This is a genomic window from Chryseobacterium sp. MMO-72 (genome assembly GCF_037146035.1).
GTDB classification, from domain to species: Bacteria; Bacteroidota; Bacteroidia; order Flavobacteriales; family Weeksellaceae; genus Chryseobacterium; species Chryseobacterium indicum.
The window spans coordinates 115,893-136,917 of sequence record NZ_JBBCWG010000007.1 but is presented as its reverse complement, the minus strand read 5'-3'; the positions used below and the strand labels follow the sequence as shown (position 1 = coordinate 136,917).

Sequence of the window (21,025 nt, the reverse complement as noted above, 5' to 3'; positions counted from 1 at the left end):
TGCGCAAATGTTTCACAAATAGCACAATTTAGTATTGAAGTTTTTTTAAGGTAAAATAGCTTTGCTCCTTTAGGAGCGGAATCTGTGTAGAAATAAGAGCTATCAGTCAATCCGCAGGGTTGATATCTATAATAGGATCAATATTCTAAAGATAGCGTTCCTACGGAACGCCGAACGTCCTTCTAATATGATGTCTACACAGATAAAACTCTATAGAGTTTTTAAAAAAATAAATATAAACTAAATACATGATATTAGTGATTATAAAGAAAAAGAATATTTAAAAGCTTTTATTCAATGGAAAACTGAAATAGCTTTATTTTGAAATAATTAGACAGAGCCATTCGTGAAAATATTTGTGCAATTCGTGTTAAAAATACGACAGAGAAAATTATTTTTTTGCCTTCGTACTGTCTGCAGATTTATAGTAAAAATTAATTGCTCTGCAAAGCTCAGTAACAGCTGCTTTTCCTTGAGGAGTAAAACCGGTAAAAGAATATTCTTCATCGGTTCCTTTGTTAAAAACTCTGTGACGTCGAGCCGGAATATCAATTTCTGAAGTAGAACCATTGCAATCCAGACAAATACTGATCTGGTTAACCTTTTTATTGTCATTAAAAAATACCAACCCTAAATGTGGATTAAAACACGCCGCGGAAGCTTCTCCATAACTGGATTTTTTCGCTAAAGCATTTAAAATTTTATCAGCCTGTTCTTGTGACAGAAACTGTTGTTTTTCTATGATAGGAATGAAGTTTCCCTGTTTATCAATCGGAGCATCATACAATTCTTCATCACCTTTGAAATCGTATGCTATAATTTTATTATAATCAAGCGTACTGAAAGGAATTCCGTTGCTCTGGTTTGGCTCGATGGTTGGTGAAGATTTCACATAATCCATAAGTTCTGTTCTGCTGAGTCCTTGAATTTTTGGTATATCCGAAACAAATTGAACAGAATCTTTTTGGGAATATATCTTTGTGTTGTCGGTATTTTTCTCACAAGACGAAAATAAAATTACCGATCCAAAAATGATGAATCGGTTAATTTTTTTATTCTTTATTTTCGTTGAAAATTTAGTCCTTACGTTCATACATCTTATTATAAAGATCTATAAATTTTTCCTTAATCGCTTTTCTTTTCAGCTTTAAAGTCGGCGTTAAAAGACCTCCATCAATGCTCCAGACTTCCGGAGTAAGTTCAATTTTTTTGATCTGTTCCCAGTTTCCTAAATGTTGGTTGATATCGTCAATCTCTTTTTTAATTCTTTCTTTTAATTCCGCACTTTTGGCAATTTCCTGTGGAGTAGAACCTACATTCAGATTGTTTCTGGATGCCCAGCTTTTTGCAAATTCAAAATCTGGCTGTACCAATGCGCAAGGCATTTTTTCGCCGTCTCCTACAACCATGATCTGTTCGATAAATTTTGAAGCCTTTGCTAAATTTTCTATGGTCTGCGGTGCAATATATTTTCCTCCGGAAGTCTTGAACATCTCCTTTTTACGGTCGGTGATCTGTAAAAATCCGTCGCTGTCGATATGTCCGATATCTCCCGTTCTGAAATAACCGTCTTCCGTAAAAACTTCTTTCGTCATTTCTTCATTTTTAAAGTATCCTTTAAAAACGGAAGGTCCTTTTACCGTAATTTCTCCGTCTGCCTGAATTTTAACACTCAGATTATCAAGTGGTAATCCTACCGTTCCGATTTTCATTTTGCTGAAAGAATTTACCGAAATTACAGGCGAAGTTTCCGTTAATCCATATCCTTCCAGAATAGGAATTCCTGCATTCTGGAACATTAAATTCAGTCTTGTAGACAAAGCTGCAGAACCGGAAACCAAAGTAACAATTTCGCCGCCTAAACCTTCTCTCCATTTTTTAAATACCAGTTTATCGGCGATAATTTCCTTTAATCCGGATGGTTTAGATACGCTTTTCTTTTTAGAGATCAGATCCAGTGCCCAGAAAAAGATCTTCTGTTTCAATCCTCCCGCAGAAGAACCGGTTCCGTAGATTTTATCATACACTTTTTCAACCAGTCTCGGTACAACGCTCATGTAGTGAGGTTTTACCTCTTTCACGTTTTCTCCCATTTTTTCAATGCTTTCTGCGAAATAAATCGAAAAACCGTTGTACTGGAAAAGATAGAAAAGCATTCTTTCGAAAATATGACAGATGGGAAGGAAACTCAGAACTCTCGTATCTTTATAATCCAGCCCTTTCTTTTTGGGAATTCTTGGGATAGAACCCAAAACATTGGAAACTATATTGTGATGCGTCAACATAACTCCCTTTGGCTTTCCGGTGGTTCCGGAAGTATAAATAATCGTGGCCAGATCTTCAGGATTAATAGCATTTGAAAGATCTTCCACTTCAATCTGCGTAGAATCATCTTCGCCAAGATCCAGTATTTCTTTCCAGTTGGCAGCTCCCGAAACATTATCGAAAGTAAAAACGCCCTGTAATGAAGGAATGTTATGTTTTACTTTAACTACCTTATTCAAAAGATCTTTATCAGACACAAAACAGTACTTAATCTCGGCATTGGTAAAGATAAATTCATAATCTTCGGCAGAAATACTAGGATAAACAGGAACGGAAACTACTCCGATCTGGGAAAGTCCAAGATCCATTATTGCCCATTCTGTTCGGGAATTGGTGGTGATTAATGCAATTTTATCACCCGGTTTTATGCCAAGCTTTAAAAGTCCTCTTGAGATCTTATTGGCTTCATTGATAAACTCTTGTGTGGAAGTTTTCTTCCATTCACCATGATATTTGGTTACAAAGATATCCGACTTGGGATAGGTTTTCAATGCATGTTGAGGAATATCAAATAATCTTTTGATTGTCATGATTTTTTAAGTAATTGTTAAAGGATTTTAAATATAAGCATTTTTTTTAATTGTGGAAATTGCAAGTGATTATTTAGAAATTAATAAAATGTATGCCATAATATATTTAATAATTCAAACTTAATATATATATGATGAATATTTAAAAATCAACTTCTTTCGTTGTTTTTATCTAATTTATGATTCTATTTTCAGATTTGCCCAAAAAGTGTAAATTAGCGACCATCTAATTATTCAATGTTATGGACTTTAATTTATCAGAAGAACAGCTGATGATTCAGCAGGCAGCAAGAGATTTTGCGCAAAGCGAACTTTTACCGGAAGTAATCGAAAGAGACCGCGACCAGAAGTTTCCTGCAGAACAGGTAAAGAAAATGGGAGAAATGGGACTTATGGGGATGATGGTGGATCCTAAATACGGTGGTGCCGGAATGGACAGTGTTTCTTACGTTCTTGCTATGGAAGAAATTGCAAAAGTAGATGCTTCTGCGGCTGTGGTAATGTCTGTAAACAACTCTTTGGTTTGTGCCGGTCTTGAAAAATTTGCTTCTGAAGAGCAGAAAGTAAAATATCTTACCCCTTTGGCAAGCGGACAGGTAATAGGAGCTTTTGCTTTGTCTGAGCCTGAAGCGGGTTCTGATGCAACTTCTCAGAAAACAACTGCGGAAGATAAAGGAGATTATTACCTTTTAAACGGTATTAAAAACTGGATCACAAACGGTGGAACAGCATCTTACTATATTGTAATTGCACAGACAGATCCTGAGAAAAAACATAAAGGAATCAACGCTTTCATCGTAGAAAGAGGTTGGGAAGGTTTCGAGATCGGTCCGAAAGAAGACAAACTGGGAATCAGAGGGAGCGATACGCATTCTTTGATCTTCAATAACGTAAAAGTACCTAAGGAAAACAGAATAGGGGAGGACGGTTTCGGATTCAATTTCGCAATGGCTGTTCTGAACGGTGGTAGAATCGGGATTGCTTCTCAGGCTTTAGGAATTGCTTCCGGAGCGTATGAACTGGCTTTAAAATATGCTAAAACAAGAAAAGCGTTTAAAACAGAAATCATCAATCATCAGGCGATTGCGTTTAAACTGGCAGATATGGCAACTCAGATCACGGCAGCAAGAATGCTTTGCTTCAAGGCGGCTGTAGAAAAAGACGCTGGAAAAGATATCTCTGAAAGCGGAGCTATGGCAAAATTATATGCTTCTCAGGTGGCAATGGATACTACGATTGAAGCTGTACAGATCCACGGCGGATACGGATATGTGAAAGAATATCACGTAGAAAGAATGATGAGAGATGCCAAAATCACTCAGATCTACGAAGGAACTTCTGAAATCCAGAAGATCGTTATTTCAAGAAGCATTGCAAAGTAATTGCTTAATTATACATGAAATAGTAAAAGGCTTCCGAATTTGGAAGCCTTTTTACATTCACACGAACCACAAAATATAATATATAAAATTTTTCTCTTTATTTATCTTTTTGATTGAATTTTTTCGTTAAAGTTAAATCCTTGATTGTATTCTTATGTTTGTTGATATATCAAAAATATCAATAAGAATTATTAGATAAGAGATTATATGATTAAAATAATATTAAAATAAAAATCCATCACAAAGGATGGACTTTCGAAATTAATGAGCATCATGATTGGTTGTGTTTTTACCCCTCTTTTTATAAAAATAATATCCGATTCCGGCAATTAAAAACAATGGCCAAAGCGGCAGAATAAACAGGAAAATAGAAGTAATAACACTCCATCCTGAAGAAACAGCGGCTAAAGATTTTTCACCAAAAGTTTCCGGAGCTTTATGAGCGTTATCCAAAAGAGAGATCCTGATCTCACAAAGCGTATTGTTATAATAGTCATTTCCTTTTACTTCTATGTTTTTACTTTCAATATTGCCGATATTGCTGCTTAAATCATCCATCAGTTGGTCAAAATTCTGCAGAGGAACTTTAATCTGAAGATAATATGCTTTTTGATCTGCCATTTCCGAAGATCTGTCATCGGAAGGTTCTGCTGCAACATAAGTGAGCTCTTCTTTTGTCACAGCACCGTTGTTTCTAACCGTTTCCTGTCTTATAACTTCCCTTACAGTTTCCGCATTGTCTGCATTCATGGTTAAATAGCCTGATTTTACCATTTTATTTTTTAGGACATTCAGTTCGTAATTTTCATTCTTCGGTTTGTCTTTATAAACGATTTTGGTTTCTTTAATCACTTTCGGAGCGGGAACATTCACCACAATTTTTTCTTCTTTTTTAGCCGAATCCTTTTTCTCCGTTTTCGATTCCAGTCTTACGGAAGAAATTTTCTCAGATAAAGAATCTACCATTTTGGAAGTATTTTCAATCTTGTCTTTCACTTCATTTTTAGCGTTTTCAAAATCCTTAATTTTTACATTGGCAGAATCCAGCGCAGCATTGGCTTTTTCGCTTACGTCATTTAATTTTTCTGAAGCAACAGAAATTGCGCTGTCTGCAGAATCTGCGGTATTTTCCAGTTTAGAAACTGCTGATTCTCCCTTTTTACACATAATGAACGTGTTTGATACAGCAACGAGTAATATGAACTTTCTCATAACATTAATTTTTTCGATGAGGTAAAATTAGGAGGGAAGTTTTTGTAAAGATTGTAAAGGAATTGTTTTGCTTATGTAAATTGATAAGGATTTGAATTTTAGTGTTTTGTAAAATAAGAAAATGCTGTTTTACAAAGTTTTTTTAATCTTTGATTTCTTTTTTCTTAATTAAATCTTATCTGAATTTAATTTTCAGAACTGTCATTTTAAGCGAAACAAAGTGAAGTCGAAAAATCTCAGATAACTCATGATCCTTCATGGTATAAAAGTTTCATTTAATTTCATAAAAAAATCCGCAGAAAAAATTTCCGCGGATGTATATTTACTATAAGATGTTACACTGTTTATTCATCGGACATAGAATCCCAGAAATCACTATCCATTTTCTTAATTTCTATTAGCTGCTCTACCTGCATTCCAAGTCCAAAATTATAAATATATTCAGCTAATTTAATTCCGTCAATCAGTACTACAGTTGTATTCCCATAAAGATTTTTAACATAATCGATCGCTCCTTTTGAAAAATAGGATGTTGTAATGAAAACACCTTTATTTGATTGTGCAACCATTAAAGCTCCTACAAATTTTTGTATTTCTTCTCTTCCTATAACTAAATCTCTCTTATATCTTTTTGCCTGAATATTGATTCTTCCAAATCCTAATATATCTTCTTTAATTATTCCATCTATACCTCCATCATTGGATTTTTTAGTTATTAAACCAGAATCTTTAATCTCTCCGCCGTAACCCATTTTTTGTAATAATAAAACTACAAGTTTTTCAAATGAAGATGGACTTTTACTTAATATAGTATTTAAAATTTCTTCATAAACCGTGTCGCGAATTTTATTGAAAGAATTATATAGTTTTTCCTGAGGAGTTAGATCTTCTGATTTATTTTCGGTTATTTCAATTGGAGAAATCTCTAGCTCTTTTTTTTGTTTGTAGCTTTTTTGAACAGATTTTTCTACGTAAGAAGAAAGTTTGTCTGGACTTTGTAATAATTCTATTCCTTTTGAATTTATTTTAAATAACCCTCTTCCTGGTTTTTCAAGTAAACCTGCTATATTCAAATAACTTAATGCCCAAGAAATTCTATCATAAAAAATATGACCATTTCCTGAAGGATACATTTCATTAATTTCATCATTAGTAAGAGAAAACTCTTTTGCTATTGGTTCAATGAAATCTTTTAATTTTAGAATTTTTCCATCAGATAAAATTTTAAGAACAGGTAGTTGAATTTCGTTATATTTTGGTATTGCCATTAGTTTTTATTTAGTAAAAGTCAAATATACGATAATTATAAAAAATTAAATCCGCAGAAAAACTTCCGCGGATAATCTATTTAAAGCTGATTTATTTCAATTAAGCATTCTTAAACTCACTGATGAAATGCAGTTTCACATTTGGGAACTTCTCCTGCGTCATGTGAATCGTGAAAGAAGAATCGGCAAGGAAAACCAACTGGTTGTATTTGTCTCTCGCCAAAAATCTCTGTTTCAGTCTTGCAAATTCCTTGAATTCATCTGACTTTTCATCCGCTTCAACCCAACAAGCTTTATGCATAGAAAGAGGTTCGTAAGTACATTTTGCCCCATATTCATGCTCCAGACGATACTGGATTACCTCATACTGAAGCGCTCCAACCGTTCCAATGATCTTTCTGCCGTTCATTTCAAGGGTAAATAACTGTGCAACCCCTTCATCCATCAACTGATCGATCCCTTTTGCCAATTGCTTTGCTTTCAACGGATCGTTGTTGTTAATATATCTGAAATGTTCAGGAGAGAAGCTCGGAATTCCTTTGAAATTCAGTTTTTCGCCGCCTGTTAACGTATCTCCGATTCTGAAACTTCCCGTATCATGAAGACCTACAATATCTCCCGGGAAACTTTCATCAACCACCTCTTTTTTATCCGCGAAGAAAGCATTTGGTGAAGAGAACTTCATTTTTTTGCCCTCTCTTACCAAAAGATAATTTTCATTTCTTCTGAATGTTCCTGAAACAATTTTAACAAAAGCCAGTCTGTCCCTGTGCTTCGGATCCATGTTTGCGTGGATCTTGAAAACGAATCCTGTAAAACCATTTTCTTCCGGCTTTACAATACGCGTATCACTTTCCTTCGGTTGTGGCATCGGTGCAATATCAATAAAAGCATCCAGCAACTCACGAACCCCGAAATTATTCAAAGCCGAACCAAAGAAAACAGGCTGCAAATCGCCCTTCATATAATCTTCACGGTTGAATTCCGGATAAACCGACTGAACCAGATCCAGTTCCTCTCTTAAAGTAGCAGCCGCTTTTTCGCCAATCACTTCATCAATTGAAGGGTCATTAATATTGTCAAACTTTATCGCTTCACCCACCTTCTGTTTCTTCTCTTCCAAAAACAACTGGATATTGTTTTCCCAGATATTGTAAATTCCCTGAAAGTCAGCTCCCATACCGATTGGCAAAGAAAGCGGGCAAACCGTTAATCCTAACTTCTGTTCCACCTCATCCAGTAAATCGAAAGCATCCTTACCTTCACGGTCAAGCTTATTAATGAAAACCAGCATCGGAATATTTCTCATTCTACAAACCTGAACAAGCTTTTCCGTCTGTTCCTCAACCCCTTTTGCAACGTCAATTACAACGATTACAGAATCAACCGCCGTTAAAGTTCTGTACGTATCCTCTGCAAAATCCTTGTGACCGGGAGTATCCAGAATGTTGATTTTGTGGTTTCTGTATTCAAAAGCCAAAACGGACGTTGCCACGGAGATCCCTCTCTGTCTTTCAATTTCCATGAAATCGGAGGTCGCTCCCTTTTTTATTTTGTTGGATTTTACCGCACCCGCTTCCTGAATTGCACCCCCGAAAAGCAAAAGCTTTTCCGTAAGAGTGGTTTTTCCGGCATCCGGGTGAGAGATAATTCCGAAGGTTTTTCTTTTTTCTATTTCTTTGATTAAGTCTGACATATCGTATTTTGAAGTTGCAAAAATCGGGAATTTTGTCGAATCCTGAAAATTTTGTTTAAACACAAATTTTTACACGAAAAAGCATGAATTTTATTTAACCGAAAACTCACAAAAGATTATAACACATTAGTAACTTAAGATTAAATTCTTTATACGTAACAGGACACATTAGTTTAAAAATCTTTGATTTTTTATTTTGAAGTTGTTTGAAATAAGAGAGGTTGTTCCTTTAGGAGCAGAATCTGTGTAGAAATAAGAATGAATCCGCAAATCAATCCGTAGGATTGATATCTATAAATATGATGAATTTTTTAAAGATAGCGTTCCTACGGAACGCAGAATACATTGTGAATATGGTGTCTACAAAGATAAAACTCCATAGAGTTTTCTGCCGTTTTACTTTAAACAACTTTTTTTGTTTGCTTTTGCCAAACTAAAAATAGGCTGAAAAAAATCAAATTCGTGGAATTTGTGAAAACCATTTGTGTTATTCGTGTTTCAAAGATCAACGATGAGTTTAAATTTTATTGGAAAAACGCTAAGGCGTAAGATTTAAATAAGAGTTTTCCAGTCTTAAGACGCAAGGATAAAATCAAAGATTTTATTTTATAATTCTGATGATCAATTTTATCAGAGATAAAATCCTTGCGCCTTAAAGATTTGAGACTGGTAAAAAATCCTGCGCCTTCGCGAAAACAAACCTGAGTCCTGTTAATTCTTGTAAAAATTAGTGCTATTTGTATTTAAGCTTAAGTAAATAAGCCAGTCCCAATCCCACAAAAACCATCGCCGCACTGAAAGGGAAAGTATAACTCATCCCGTAAAGATCGGCAATTCCACCGATCAGCGGTCCTGCAACACCCAGAGAAAGATCAATAAAAAGACCATATCCCGCCAAAGCGGAACCCTGATTGGATGAAGGCACGCTTTTAATCGCAACTACACCCAAAGCCGGAAAGATTAATGAAAACCCAAGTCCCGTAACTCCGGCTCCTACAAGAGCCATTTGGGAATTTGTGGCAAATGAAATAATTAAAAGTCCAATGGTTTCCACCAAAAGACAGGCAATAGCGACTTTAATTCCTCCGTAATTATTGATTACATTATTGAAAACGAGTCTTCCCGCAACAAACAGTACCCCGAAAACACTCAGACATAAAGCGCCGTTATTCCAGTGAAAATAGTTGTAATATAAAGTGATAAAAGTAGAAATACTCGCAAAACCAAGACCTCCTAAAGCCAGACAAACGCCGAAAGGAGCCACTTTTCCCAAAACTTTCCAGAACGGCTGCGATTCTTTTATATTCGTGTTGGTTTTATTGTCTTTGGTTTTTGCAAAAAGAAACCCCAAAATTCCAAGAATAATCGAAAGAATTCCGATTCCGTATAAGCTGAATTCATGCTCAATCGTTACCCCCAGAGAAGCTCCGATTGCCAAAGCACCGTAACAGGCAACTCCGTTGTAGGAAATAATTTTTGCCGTATGTTTTTCTCCGACCGCCATAATTGCCCAGTTAATCGGACTTGCACCAATCATTCCTTCCGCGCAGCCTGTAAGAAGACGCGTGATGACCAAAAATGTTAAACTTAACCACGGAGAAAATTTAAAATAATAAGCAATGATCAGGAAAATTCCCGTCAGCGAAAAACTGATCATGCTGAATAAAACGGCTGGTTTCGGGCCTTTTCCGTCAATTATTTTTCCGGAATAAGCTCTCAGAAAAAATGTAGAAACATATTGCAGACTGATGATCAAACCTGCAATCACCAGACTGAACCCAAGACTTTTATTAATGAAAATAGGAAGTACCGAAAGCGATAATCCGATAATGAAATACCCTGTAAAGGTAAAACTTACATAACTGATTAAAGACAGATTAACATTCTCCGACTTTTTTACCAAACTCTGCATGTGAAAATATTAAGCTGCAAAGTTACTTCATTAAAACAGTCTGACAGAGAATTTTAACTTAAAATCTGTTTACCCTTTTTTATTTAACCGCAAAAGTTATAAAAGATAAGCTGAATTTTTATTCAGATTAAATAACGACAAATGAAAAAGGTAACAGCAGCTTTAAAAATATTCGGTTTTTATTCTTTTGAGAACTTTGATTATTCTAATTATTGCTGAATAATGGTCTTTCGCAACTTTTGCGGTTAATTTTGAAATTTGTTTAAACATTTTAAAAAACATAAATGTAACAATGTATTTTCAGGTTAAACTTCTATGCAATTCTCTTTTCTCATAAATTGAATTATCTTTGTTTCTCAATAAATTCTTAGATTCTATGGAAAAAAGTAAATATCCGAATTTCAAGTTTACATGGATTGGCGGTCTTGTTTTAGTGGCAGGATTGTTTTTTGGAACAATGGTGGTTTCATCCTTTAATGTTTTCTGGGTGTTTACTTTCAAAGAAAATCTACAGTACAGAGACTGGTTTTTTATGATTACCAATGCCGCAGGATTTCTTACAGCGATTGCTTTCTTTGATTTTTTCATTGTGAGAAGAACAACGGGAATGAAGCTGAATTTCAATTTTTCTCCCACTAATTTTTCTACCTATCTCCTGATTTTTCCAATGATGATCGGGATGATGTTTATTGCAGAATTTATTACAGCCCAAATTCCTACAACGGGACCTTTTTTCGGAAAGTATTACAATTTTTTCACGCAGATGATGGAAAAACTTACCGATGATCCGGTTGTGATGATCATTACTGCCGTTATCTGTGCGCCTATTTTTGAAGAAATTATTTTCAGGGGAATTATCCAGAAAGGATTGATGAATAAGGGTGTTGAACCGAAAATGGCAATTGTTTTTGCTTCTGTCATATTCGGAGTGATTCACGGAAACCCGTGGCAGTTTGTGGGAGCGGTTCTGTTAGGATGCGTTCTGGGATTGGTCTATTATAAAACAAAATCTCTGCTTTTACCAATGCTTTTGCATGGTTTTAATAATTTATGTTCCACCTTATTAATCACTTATGTGAAAACGGAAAGCTTCGCAGATGCTTTTAAAGTTTCGGAATGGATCATACTGACGATAGGAATTGCACTTTTCTCCTTGTTTTATTTTCTTTTCATGAAAAAATACAAAGTGCATTACTCTGAAATTTAAATCTAAACACGAATGGCACTAGATTTTTAAACACGAATTTCACTAATATCGTTGGTGTTATTTGTGATGATGATTTAAGATTTAAACAAAAAATAGAAATTAAATAAATGAAATTGAATATGGAATTACTGGTAGCAACGCACAACATACATAAGAAAGAAGAAATTCAACAGATTTTAGGAGATGGTTTTGTCGTAAAAAGTCTTGCCGATTATGATCTTCATGACGAAATCGTAGAAGACGGAGATTCTTTCAATGCGAATGCATTAATTAAGGCGAAATACTGCTTCGAAAAAACAGGAATTCCAAGTTTGGGCGACGACAGCGGACTGGTTGTAGAATCTCTGGACGGAAGACCGGGAATTTTTTCCGCGCGTTATGCAGGAAATCATGATTTTGCCAAAAATATCGAAAAAGTTTTGAGCGAAATGGAAGGTATTGAAAACAGAAAAGCGTATTTCATTACTGTTTTATGCTATTATGACGAAAACGGAGCCAAATATTTCGACGGAAGGGTTCACGGAAATTTACTGAAAGAAAATAAAGGTTTCAAAGGGTTCGGCTACGATCCGATCTTTGTTCCGGAAGGGTACGACATGACTTTTGCAGAGATGGAACCGCAGGATAAAAACAAAATCAGCCACAGAAAACAGGCTTTGGATCTATTTTTGGATTTCCTGAAAGGGAAAGAATAGTTTGAGGTTGAGGCTAAGATTTATGGTAAAAACAGAAACCAGAATTTAGATATTTAAATTGGTTTCCACTACGCAATTTTAATCTCAGCCTAAATCTTAGTCTTAACCTAAATCCGTACATTTGTCACCTTAATAAACCATCGATTTGAGTACTTATTTAACGATATTAGGCTTTAATTCAGCAATTCCTACGATAAATTCTTCTCCTACCGCGCAGTTTCTGGAGATGGAAGAACGGTCTTTCCTCATCGATTGCGGGGAAGGAACGCAGGTACAGTTGAGAAAAGCTAAAGCGAAATTTTCGAAGATCAATCATATATTTATTTCTCATCTTCACGGAGATCACTGTTTTGGTTTACCGGGGCTTATTGCTTCCTTCAGACTTTTGGGAAGAGAAACGCCGCTTCACGTTTACGGTCCGAAAGGAATTAAGAAAATGCTGGAAACTATTTTCACGATTACAGAAACACGCCGTGGTTTTGAAGTGGTTTATCATGAACTGGATAAAGATTATTCAGAGAAAATTTACGAAGACAACAAGGTAGAAGTGTACACCATTCCTTTGGATCACAGAATATACTGCAACGGATATTTATTTAAAGAAAAACCGAAAGACAGGCATTTGAACATGAAGGAAATCGCAAAGTACAGCGAAATAGAAACCTGTGATTATCACAATATAAAAGCCGGAAAAGATTTTGTTTTAAGCGATGGATATGTTCTTAAAAATGAAATTCTTACCGTAGAACCTGCACCTTCTGTGTCTTACGCTTTTTGCAGCGATACGAGATATCTGGAAAGTGTGATTCCGATCATTAAAAATGTAACTGTGCTTTATCATGAATCTACATTTCTTCACGATTTGAAAGAAATGGCAGATTACACAGGGCATACAACTGCTTTGGAAGCTGCAACAGTTGCGAGAAAAGCAGAAGTCGGAAAACTGATCTTAGGACATTTTTCCAATCGATACGGAGATCTTACCGTATTTACCGATGAAGCAAGAACTATTTTTCCCAATACTTTCCTACCGAAAGCACTGGAACCTGTAAAAATTTAAAAATAATGTTGAAGTTTGAAGAACTGAAAATCTTCTTAGATGAAAAGGCAGACCAATACAATGATCCTGAATTTATAGAAAATGATCCGATCCAGATTCCACATCGTTTTTCTCTGAAACAGGATATTGAAATTGCAGGATTTCTGGCGGCGACAATTTCATGGGGAAACAGAAAAGCGATCATTAAATCGGCAGAAAAAATGCTCGATATTATGGGGAATTCGCCTTACGATTTTGTTTTGAATCATTCGGAAAAGGATTTGAAATTTCTTGAAGGCAAAAGTGTCCACAGAACGTTTAACGGGGAAGATTTTGCTTATTTTATTAAACAGTTTAATAGGATTTATACTGAGAATGAAAGTCTGGAGGATTTATTCAGGGTAAATGATTCTGAAGTTAATTTTTCTCACGGAATTGAACGTTTCAGAACACAATTTCTGGGAACAGAAAAGCATAGAACACATAAACACGTAAGTTCACCGTATAAAAATTCTTCCACCAAAAGAATTATTATGTTTCTGCGCTGGATGGTGCGTAAAGATAAACGTGGCGTAGATTTTGGTCTTTGGGAAAATACAGATCCGAAACATCTGTCGATTCCTTTGGATGTACATACCGGAAATATTTCGAGAAAACTGGGACTTATTACCAGAACGCAGAATGACTGGAAAACGGTGGAAGAACTGGATCTTGTGATCCGTACATTTGATGAAAAAGATCCTGCAAAATACGATTTTGCATTGTTTGGACTGGGAGTTACAAAGGAATTACTTTAAAATTGAAACGCAATGAAAAAGAACGAAGAAAAAATTGAAATGTTAGAAAGAATTGCAAACGGAATTACATGGTGGATTGGTTCTATTCCCTCGCTCATTGCACATACGCTGTTTTTTTTGATTTCTTTTCTTCTGCCTATTCTTCATCTTGTAGAGTTTGATAAGATGCTGCTGATTCTTACCACAGTAGTTTCATTGGAGGCAATTTATCTTGCCATTTTCATTCAGATGTCGGTAAATAAAAGCCATGAGAAAATCGAAGATATTCAGGAAGATATTGAGGATATTCAGGAAGACATTGAAGAGATCAGCGAAGATATTGAGGAAATCAGTGAGGATATAGAAGAAATTAATGAAGACATCGAAGACATTCAGGAAGATATTGAAGAAATTAACGAGGATGAAGATGAGGAAGACCACAATGAGCGCGCCAAAAATGTAATGCTGAAAAGCAATGTAAGTTCCAATAAAAATGAAATTAAAGCATTGAAAGATAAGATTTCAGAATTGCAGAATATGATTGATGAACTGAAAAAAGATAACTAATCAGCAGATATAATTGCTGAATTATTACAATTCCATAAAAAAAGACTGATAAATTTATCAGTCTTTTTTTATTATTCAGATAGATTATCTGTTATTTCTTTAATTTTAAAATATTTTGGGTTATTTGTATTATAATGCTTATTTTTTGTTCTGATTTTAGCCAATAATTTAGTATTTTTGAACAAACAACAACAAAATGTTAAATTATAGATTAAAAAACTACTGTTTCTTTTTAGTTTTACTCTTGGTTTCAGGATCTGTTTTTGCCCAAAAAACGTCCAGAAAACCGATAACAGAAAAGCATTCCGGTGCGAGTCTGAAGTCCGGAGCTTTTATTGATGTGAATGTGGCATCTTACGCGCCATCTTCTTACAATATAGAGCAGCTTGTTAAAAACGTTCTGATTTCCGGTGGCTCCAGTTGTGCGGTTGCCAACGTTACCAATGTTACCGTTTCGCCCAACCAGCCTGCAACAGACACGGAAAGAGCGTGGGGATATTTTCATAAAGGAACTACTGCTTTTCCGTTTACGGACGGTGTTGTTCTCGTAACAGGGAAAGCCAGAAGAGCGGGAAATGTTCTGGAAAGCGGATTAAGTGATACTGTTCCCGGTTCTACGGTAAGTGATCCGGATCTTGTAACGGCAATTAACCCTTTGGCTCCTTTAAAAGATGCTGTTTTTATTGAATTTGACTTCGTTCCTAACAGTACTCAGGTAAAATTTAATTATATTTTTGCTTCGGAAGAATATACGTCTAATTTCCCATGTGGAGTTTATTCCGATGGTTTTGCTTTATTACTCAAAAAAGTTGGAGATCCTACCTATACCAATATGGCAATTTTACCGGGAACAGCGGGACCTGTAAGTGTTACCAATATTGTTCCTGCAGGTAACGGTTTCACGTGCGGACCTATCAATGAAGCGTATTTTGGAGGAATGAACACCGCAAATATTGAAACGAATTTTAATGGAAGAACAATTCCTTTAACAGCGACGGCAACGGTAATTCCGGGACAGACGTATCATTTTAAAATGGTTCTGGCTGATGCTTCCGACAGCAGTTTTGACTCTGCGGTTTTTCTTCAGGGAGGATCTTTTGATATCGGAATGACCATTGTAGACGGAAATGGAAATCCATTAACAAGCGTTAATATGTGTGACAATACGCCACAAACTTTAACGGCACAAATTGCTTCCGTTCCGGGAATGACTTTCCAATGGTACAAAGATGGTGTTGCCATACCGGGTACAACAAGTGCTACATACATTGCAACAGAACCGGGAGTCTATGTTGTAAGAACATTTGTGGGAGGAACCAATTGTCAGACAGCTACCGTTACTATTGTAGGAGGAACAACACCTCCTGCACAGAACGCTACTTTAAAACTTTGTACAACGCCGTCTCTGGCAACATTTAATTTAAATGATGCAACACCGCAGATTACAACCTCTACTACTGCTGTAGTACGTTATTATGTGAATCAGGCTGATGCAGTTGCCCAGAATGGAAATTATCTTACTGCTGCACAAATGGCAAGCTATAACGGAACTGACGGGCAGGTTTTATATGTAGTGGTTTCCAATGGAGCCTTCTGTAGCAAAACGGTGACTTTAACTTTAAGAAAAGAAGCGACACCTGTTGCACAGCTTACCGCGACAAAAGTGAGAATCTGCTTAGGCGAATCCACAACATTAACAGCTTCGAACGGAGCAACCTATCAATGGACGAATTTATCGGGAACCGGAGCTACGCAGACTGTTTCTCCAACGCAGACAACAACGTATTCTGTTTATGCGATCGGAACACAGGGATGTAAATCCTTACAGCCGGCATCTGTTACCGTAGAAGTTGTTCCGGCTATTAAATCAACACTTTCAGGAGGAATGATTTGTCAGGGCGATGTTATTAATTTAGATGCAGGAGCAGGACCGAACTACAGTTATCTTTGGAGTAATGGAGCGACATCTCAGACGATTTCTGTAGGAACTCCGGGAACATACAGTGTAACCATTACCAATGGAGTGTGTTCGAAAGTCTTTACAACACAGGTTATTCAGGCGGTTATTCCGGAAGTTATTAATGTTAACTATAATGAAAACGGAACCATGATTATTACAGCAAGTAACCCAAGTAACGGTGCTTTGGAATATTCTGTGGATAATGGTTTAACATGGCAGGATTCCAATACGTTTACCAACGTGCCCAGAAATACGGTGATCTCCATCAGAGTAAGAGTGAAGAAAACAAGCTGTGTAGGCTTCCTTGAGTATTTCACATTTGTAATGCAGAACGTTATCACGCCAAACGGAGATAACATTAACGACATCATCGATTTCCGAATCGTTAATAAAAATAAAGACTTTAAAGCTTCTATTTTCGATCGTTACGGTAAAGAAGTTTACAGGGAAAGCAGCTTACAGCCTTATTGGGACGGATATTTCCAAGGTAAAAGACTGAATACCTCATCCTACTGGTATCAGGTAAGCTTCGAAGATCCTGCAAGTAAAAAGCCGGTTGTAAAGACAGGCTGGATCTTATTGAAAAATTTCGAATAATTATCGGTAATTTGTTACAGTCTTTGTGAAACAGCTTTAAAACTAAGCACAAGATTGATAAACTATGAGCGGAAAAAATTTAAATCAATAGTAAAAAGGCCAACAATTTGTTGGTCTTTTTTACGTTTTACAGATAATTGAAATTACTCTTTTTATAATATATTTAATTGTATTAGTGATAATGTAATTAGTACCGAATTGAAATTCAATTAAAAAAAGTAGTATTTTTGTTTAAAATAATATAAAATGTTAAATAGGAGGACAAAAAATTTATTTTTGGCTTTGCTTTTGGTTTTTGTAGGGAGTTTCGCCAATGCTCAAAAGGGCAGGGACGGAAAAGGTGTAACGAGCAGACAAACCCCTGAAAATATGAAAGCCGGAGCTTTTATAGACGTAAATACTGCGGCTTATCCGGAGTCTGCATACAGCATAACACAACTGGTAAAAGATGTGCTCATTAGTGGAGGGTCTACATGTTCCGCAGCTAACGTAACCAATGTATCTGTTTCTCCTAATTTAGCAGTGACAGACCAAAACAGAAGCTGGGGATATTTTAATAAAGCAACCACTAATTTTCCTTTTGCCAAAGGAATTGTTCTTACGACAGGATATGCGAGAAAAGCAGGAAATGATCTTCAGGGTACTTTAAGTGACGGTTTAGGTTCTGGAGGAGATGCAGATTTGGCGGCGGCTCTTGGAGTTCCTAACAATCAGCTTAATGATGCGACTTATATAGAATTCGATTTTGTTCCGGCTTCTACAAAAGTGAGTTTCAGATATTTATTTGCTTCAAAAGAATATCAGACAAACTTCCCTTGTACTATCAGTGACGGTTTTGCACTTTTATTGAAAAAAGTAGGGGATCCATATACCAATCTTGCCGTTTTACCGGGAGGAGCAGGACCTGTAAGTGTTACCAATATTCACCCTTCCACACAATATCAGACGGGAGCACCGTTAGCTTGTGGAGCTGCAAACGTATCTTATTTCGGAGGATATAACATCCCTCAGATCGAAACGAACTTTAACGGACGTACTGTTCCGTTAACGGCAACAGCAACGGTAATTCCGGGACAGACTTATCATTTTAAAATGGTTTTGGCAGATTATCAGGATGCTAATTTCGATTCTGCGGTATTTCTTGAAGCAGGATCTTTCGATATTGGCGTGCAGTTATTAGATCCGGCGGGAGTTACGCTTCCTTCATCAGTTAATGTTTGTGATAACGCTCCGCAGACATTTACGGCATCAGTTCAGGGAGGCGGAGCTACTTATCAGTGGTATCTGGGAACAAATCCTATTCCGGGAGCGACAAATGCTTCCTATACAGCTACACAGCCGGGAGTATATTCGGTGCAGGTATTTTTACCTGGAAATACATGTCCGGGAACGGCTTCTATTACTGTTGTTGGAGGGACTTCGCCGACGGTTCAGAATGCAACACTTACTTCCTGTTACACGCAGGGGAATGCTACTTTCAACTTAACATCGGCACAACCTTCAATCAGTACAACACCGGGAGCTACATTTGCTTATTATGTGAATCAGACAGATGCGGTTGCAGGAAACGGAAATACGATTGCTAATCCGACCGCTTTTTCAAGTCCGGGACAGACGGTGTATGTTTCAGTTAAAAATGGTTTTTGTTCCAAAGTTGCCGAATTACAATTGATAAAAGCTCCTCAGATTACAGCAACGATTGCCACACCGGGAGTTTTAACATGTACGAATTCACAGGTTACGTTAAATGCTTCGAGTTCAGTATATCCTACAGGTTCTACATTCAGCTGGACAACTACCAACGGAAATATTGTTTCAGGAGCAAATACCTTAAATCCTGTTGTAAATACCGCGGGAACGTATACTTTAACTATTTCTAATATTTATCAGCCGGGAAATCTTACCTGTACGGGAACCGCAAATGTAACGGTTACAGGAGACAGTGCACCACCAACCACAGGATTAACGGCTTCAAAAGTTTTAATCTGTTCAGGAGAATCAGTAACTTTAACGGCTTCCGGTGGAGCTACTTATAATTGGGTAGGTCTTTCCGGAAACGGAGCTACACAAACTGTTTCTCCTACAACAACGACCACTTATACAGTAACTGCAGTAGGTGCGAACGGATGCGTTTCTGCTACTCCTGCAACGATTACGATACAGGTGACTCAGCCAATTACCGTTCAGAATGCAACTTTGTTAAAATGTTATCAGAACGGAGGGATTAATTATAATTTAACGGAAGCGCAGCCTCAGATTACAACAGCAACAGGCGTTACTTTTGCCTATTATCTAAATGTTGTGGATGCCAATGCCGGAAATACGAATACCATTGCAAATCCTGCGTCTTTTAACAGTGCAGGAGGACAGACGATATATGTTCTGGTAACGAACGGAGGATGTAAGAATGTAGTAACCTTACAGCTTTTATCTACGCCTCAGACCACTTTAACCATTAATCCGCCTCAGCAGATTACCTGTACCACACCTCAGATTACATTGAATGCTTCGTCTTCTGTAATTCCTGCAGGTTCTACCATTACATGGACTGCAACCGGTGGTGGAAATATTGTTTCTGGAGCCAATACATTAACTCCGGTGGTAAACGCGGGTGGAATATATACTTTAACGGTAACCAATATCAACCAGCCCGGAAATGTAAGCTGTACGTATACTTCAAATGTTTCGGTAACACAAAATACAACAGCTCCTGTAACAACTGTAACTTCTACGGCATTACAGATATGTTCAGGGGAATCTGTTACTTTAACCGCTTCCGGTGGTGCAACCTACAACTGGACGGGGCTTACAGGAAATGGAAATACGCAGGTCGTTTCTCCTGCTTCTACAACTACATACACTGTTTTTGCTGTGGGTGCGAATGGATGTGTTTCAGCGACTCCAGCTACCATTACAATAATCGTGGCTCCTCCTGTAGCAGTTTTAACTGCTTCTCAAATGAAAATATGCGCGGGTGAATCTGTAACTTTAACAGCAACCGGCGGCGTTACTTACGAATGGGTAGGTTTACCGGGCAATGGAAGTACACAAATTGTATCTCCAACATCCACGACTACTTATTCTGTTTTTGCGTTAGGAGGAAATGGATGTAAAGTTGCTAATCCTACTTCAATTACCATTCAGGTTGTACCGGCAATTGTCTCTACTCTGAAAGATGTTAATGTTTGCGCGGGAGATTCAGGGATCTTAGATGCAGGTTCAGGAACAAATTATACATACGTATGGAATACAGGAGCAACAACACAAACGATCTCTGTAAGTACACCGGGAACTTATACGGTAACGATAAGTAATGGAGTTTGTTCTAAGGTATTTTCTGCACAGCTTATCAATCCTACATTGCCGCAGTTTACAAATATTTCCTACGAGAACCATATTTTAACACTGTCTACGACAAATCCGACAGGCGGAACTCTGGAATATTCTGCTGATAATGGTTTTAGCTGGCAGACCTCAAATATTTTCTACAATATACTGGATAATGCTAATTATAATCTTCTGGTAAGGGTAAAAGATGCGAAATGCAGCACTTCCATATCGTTCTTTACATTTGTTATAATCAATGCCATTACACCAAATTCTGATGGAAAAAATGATATTGTAGATTTTACAGGAATCAGCAATTATAACAATTTTGCAGCTTCCATTTTCGACAGATACGGACAGGAAGTATTTAAAGCATCCAAGAACCAGACTTTCTGGAACGGAATGTTGAGAGGAAGTTTGGTGCTTCCAACTGCTACTTACTGGTACAGAGTACAATGGGAAAATCCGGCCAGTAAAAAACTTGAGCTGAGAAGCGGATGGATTTTGCTGAAAAACAGAAATTAAAAGATAT

14 protein-coding genes are annotated in these 21,025 nt (G+C 36.8%); 8 read left to right on the top strand and 6 right to left on the bottom strand.

What is annotated here, in order from left to right; translation table 11 throughout:
- Positions 1-391 precede the first annotated feature (391 nt).
- Complete coding sequence (locus tag WFH39_RS11745) at positions 392-1,093, bottom strand: hypothetical protein (protein ID WP_336690034.1); 702 nt, start codon at positions 1,091-1,093, stop codon at positions 392-394.
- Positions 1,077-2,855, bottom strand: coding sequence for an AMP-dependent synthetase/ligase (locus WFH39_RS11740; RefSeq protein ID WP_336690033.1), 1,779 nt, complete (start codon positions 2,853-2,855; stop codon positions 1,077-1,079). The genes WFH39_RS11745 and WFH39_RS11740 overlap by 17 nt, the downstream gene beginning before the upstream one ends.
- A 242-nt stretch (positions 2,856-3,097) precedes the next feature.
- Here WFH39_RS11740 and WFH39_RS11735 point away from each other — a divergent pair, with 242 nt between their 5' ends.
- Positions 3,098-4,237, top strand: coding sequence for an acyl-CoA dehydrogenase family protein (locus tag WFH39_RS11735; RefSeq protein ID WP_116099329.1), 1,140 nt, complete (start codon positions 3,098-3,100; stop codon positions 4,235-4,237).
- A gap of 261 nt (positions 4,238-4,498) precedes the next feature.
- Here WFH39_RS11735 and WFH39_RS11730 read toward each other — a convergent pair whose 3' ends face one another.
- The 4 genes from WFH39_RS11730 to WFH39_RS11715 form a co-directional block, all read right to left on the bottom strand.
- Positions 4,499-5,449 carry a DUF4349 domain-containing protein gene (locus WFH39_RS11730; protein ID WP_336690032.1) on the bottom strand — a complete coding sequence of 317 codons (951 nt, stop codon included), beginning with the start codon at positions 5,447-5,449 and terminating at the stop codon, positions 4,499-4,501.
- A gap of 344 nt (positions 5,450-5,793) precedes the next feature.
- Positions 5,794-6,717, bottom strand: a complete 924-nt coding sequence (locus WFH39_RS11725; RefSeq protein WP_116547717.1) for a restriction endonuclease — start codon at positions 6,715-6,717, stop codon at positions 5,794-5,796.
- Between the two features lie 100 nt (positions 6,718-6,817).
- Positions 6,818-8,413 (bottom strand): peptide chain release factor 3, encoded by a 1,596-nt coding sequence (locus tag WFH39_RS11720; protein WP_214589148.1) that lies wholly within the window; start codon positions 8,411-8,413, stop codon positions 6,818-6,820.
- A 733-nt stretch (positions 8,414-9,146) separates the two neighbouring features.
- Positions 9,147-10,325 (bottom strand): MFS transporter, encoded by a 1,179-nt coding sequence (locus tag WFH39_RS11715; RefSeq protein WP_336690031.1) that lies wholly within the window; start codon positions 10,323-10,325, stop codon positions 9,147-9,149.
- A gap of 376 nt (positions 10,326-10,701) precedes the next feature.
- On the opposite strand from WFH39_RS11715, the gene WFH39_RS11710 reads away from it, so the two are divergent.
- The 7 genes from WFH39_RS11710 (at position 10,702) to WFH39_RS11680 (ending at position 21,018) form a co-directional block, all read left to right on the top strand.
- On the top strand, positions 10,702-11,532 hold the full coding sequence (locus tag WFH39_RS11710) for a CPBP family intramembrane glutamic endopeptidase (RefSeq protein WP_336690030.1): 831 nt from the start codon (positions 10,702-10,704) through the stop codon (positions 11,530-11,532).
- A 119-nt stretch (positions 11,533-11,651) separates the two neighbouring features.
- Entirely contained in the window at positions 11,652-12,227 is a 576-nt protein-coding gene (gene rdgB, locus WFH39_RS11705; RefSeq protein WP_442891707.1) for an RdgB/HAM1 family non-canonical purine NTP pyrophosphatase, read from the top strand.
- 145 nt (positions 12,228-12,372) lie between these two features.
- Entirely contained in the window at positions 12,373-13,287 is a 915-nt protein-coding gene (locus tag WFH39_RS11700) for a ribonuclease Z (protein WP_336690029.1), read from the top strand.
- Positions 13,288-13,292: 5 nt separating this feature from the next.
- Positions 13,293-14,063: a TIGR02757 family protein gene (locus WFH39_RS11695; protein WP_442891706.1), complete on the top strand. Its 771-nt coding sequence runs from the start codon at positions 13,293-13,295 to the stop codon at positions 14,061-14,063.
- Between the two features lie 12 nt (positions 14,064-14,075).
- On the top strand, positions 14,076-14,609 hold the full coding sequence (locus WFH39_RS11690) for a DUF1003 domain-containing protein (RefSeq protein WP_290265057.1): 534 nt from the start codon (positions 14,076-14,078) through the stop codon (positions 14,607-14,609).
- 196 nt (positions 14,610-14,805) lie between these two features.
- Positions 14,806-17,166 (top strand): choice-of-anchor L domain-containing protein, encoded by a 2,361-nt coding sequence (locus WFH39_RS11685; RefSeq protein WP_336690028.1) that lies wholly within the window; start codon positions 14,806-14,808, stop codon positions 17,164-17,166.
- A 246-nt stretch (positions 17,167-17,412) separates the two neighbouring features.
- Positions 17,413-21,018: a choice-of-anchor L domain-containing protein gene (locus WFH39_RS11680; protein ID WP_336690027.1), complete on the top strand. Its 3,606-nt coding sequence runs from the start codon at positions 17,413-17,415 to the stop codon at positions 21,016-21,018.
- The last annotated feature ends 7 nt before the right edge of the window (positions 21,019-21,025 follow it).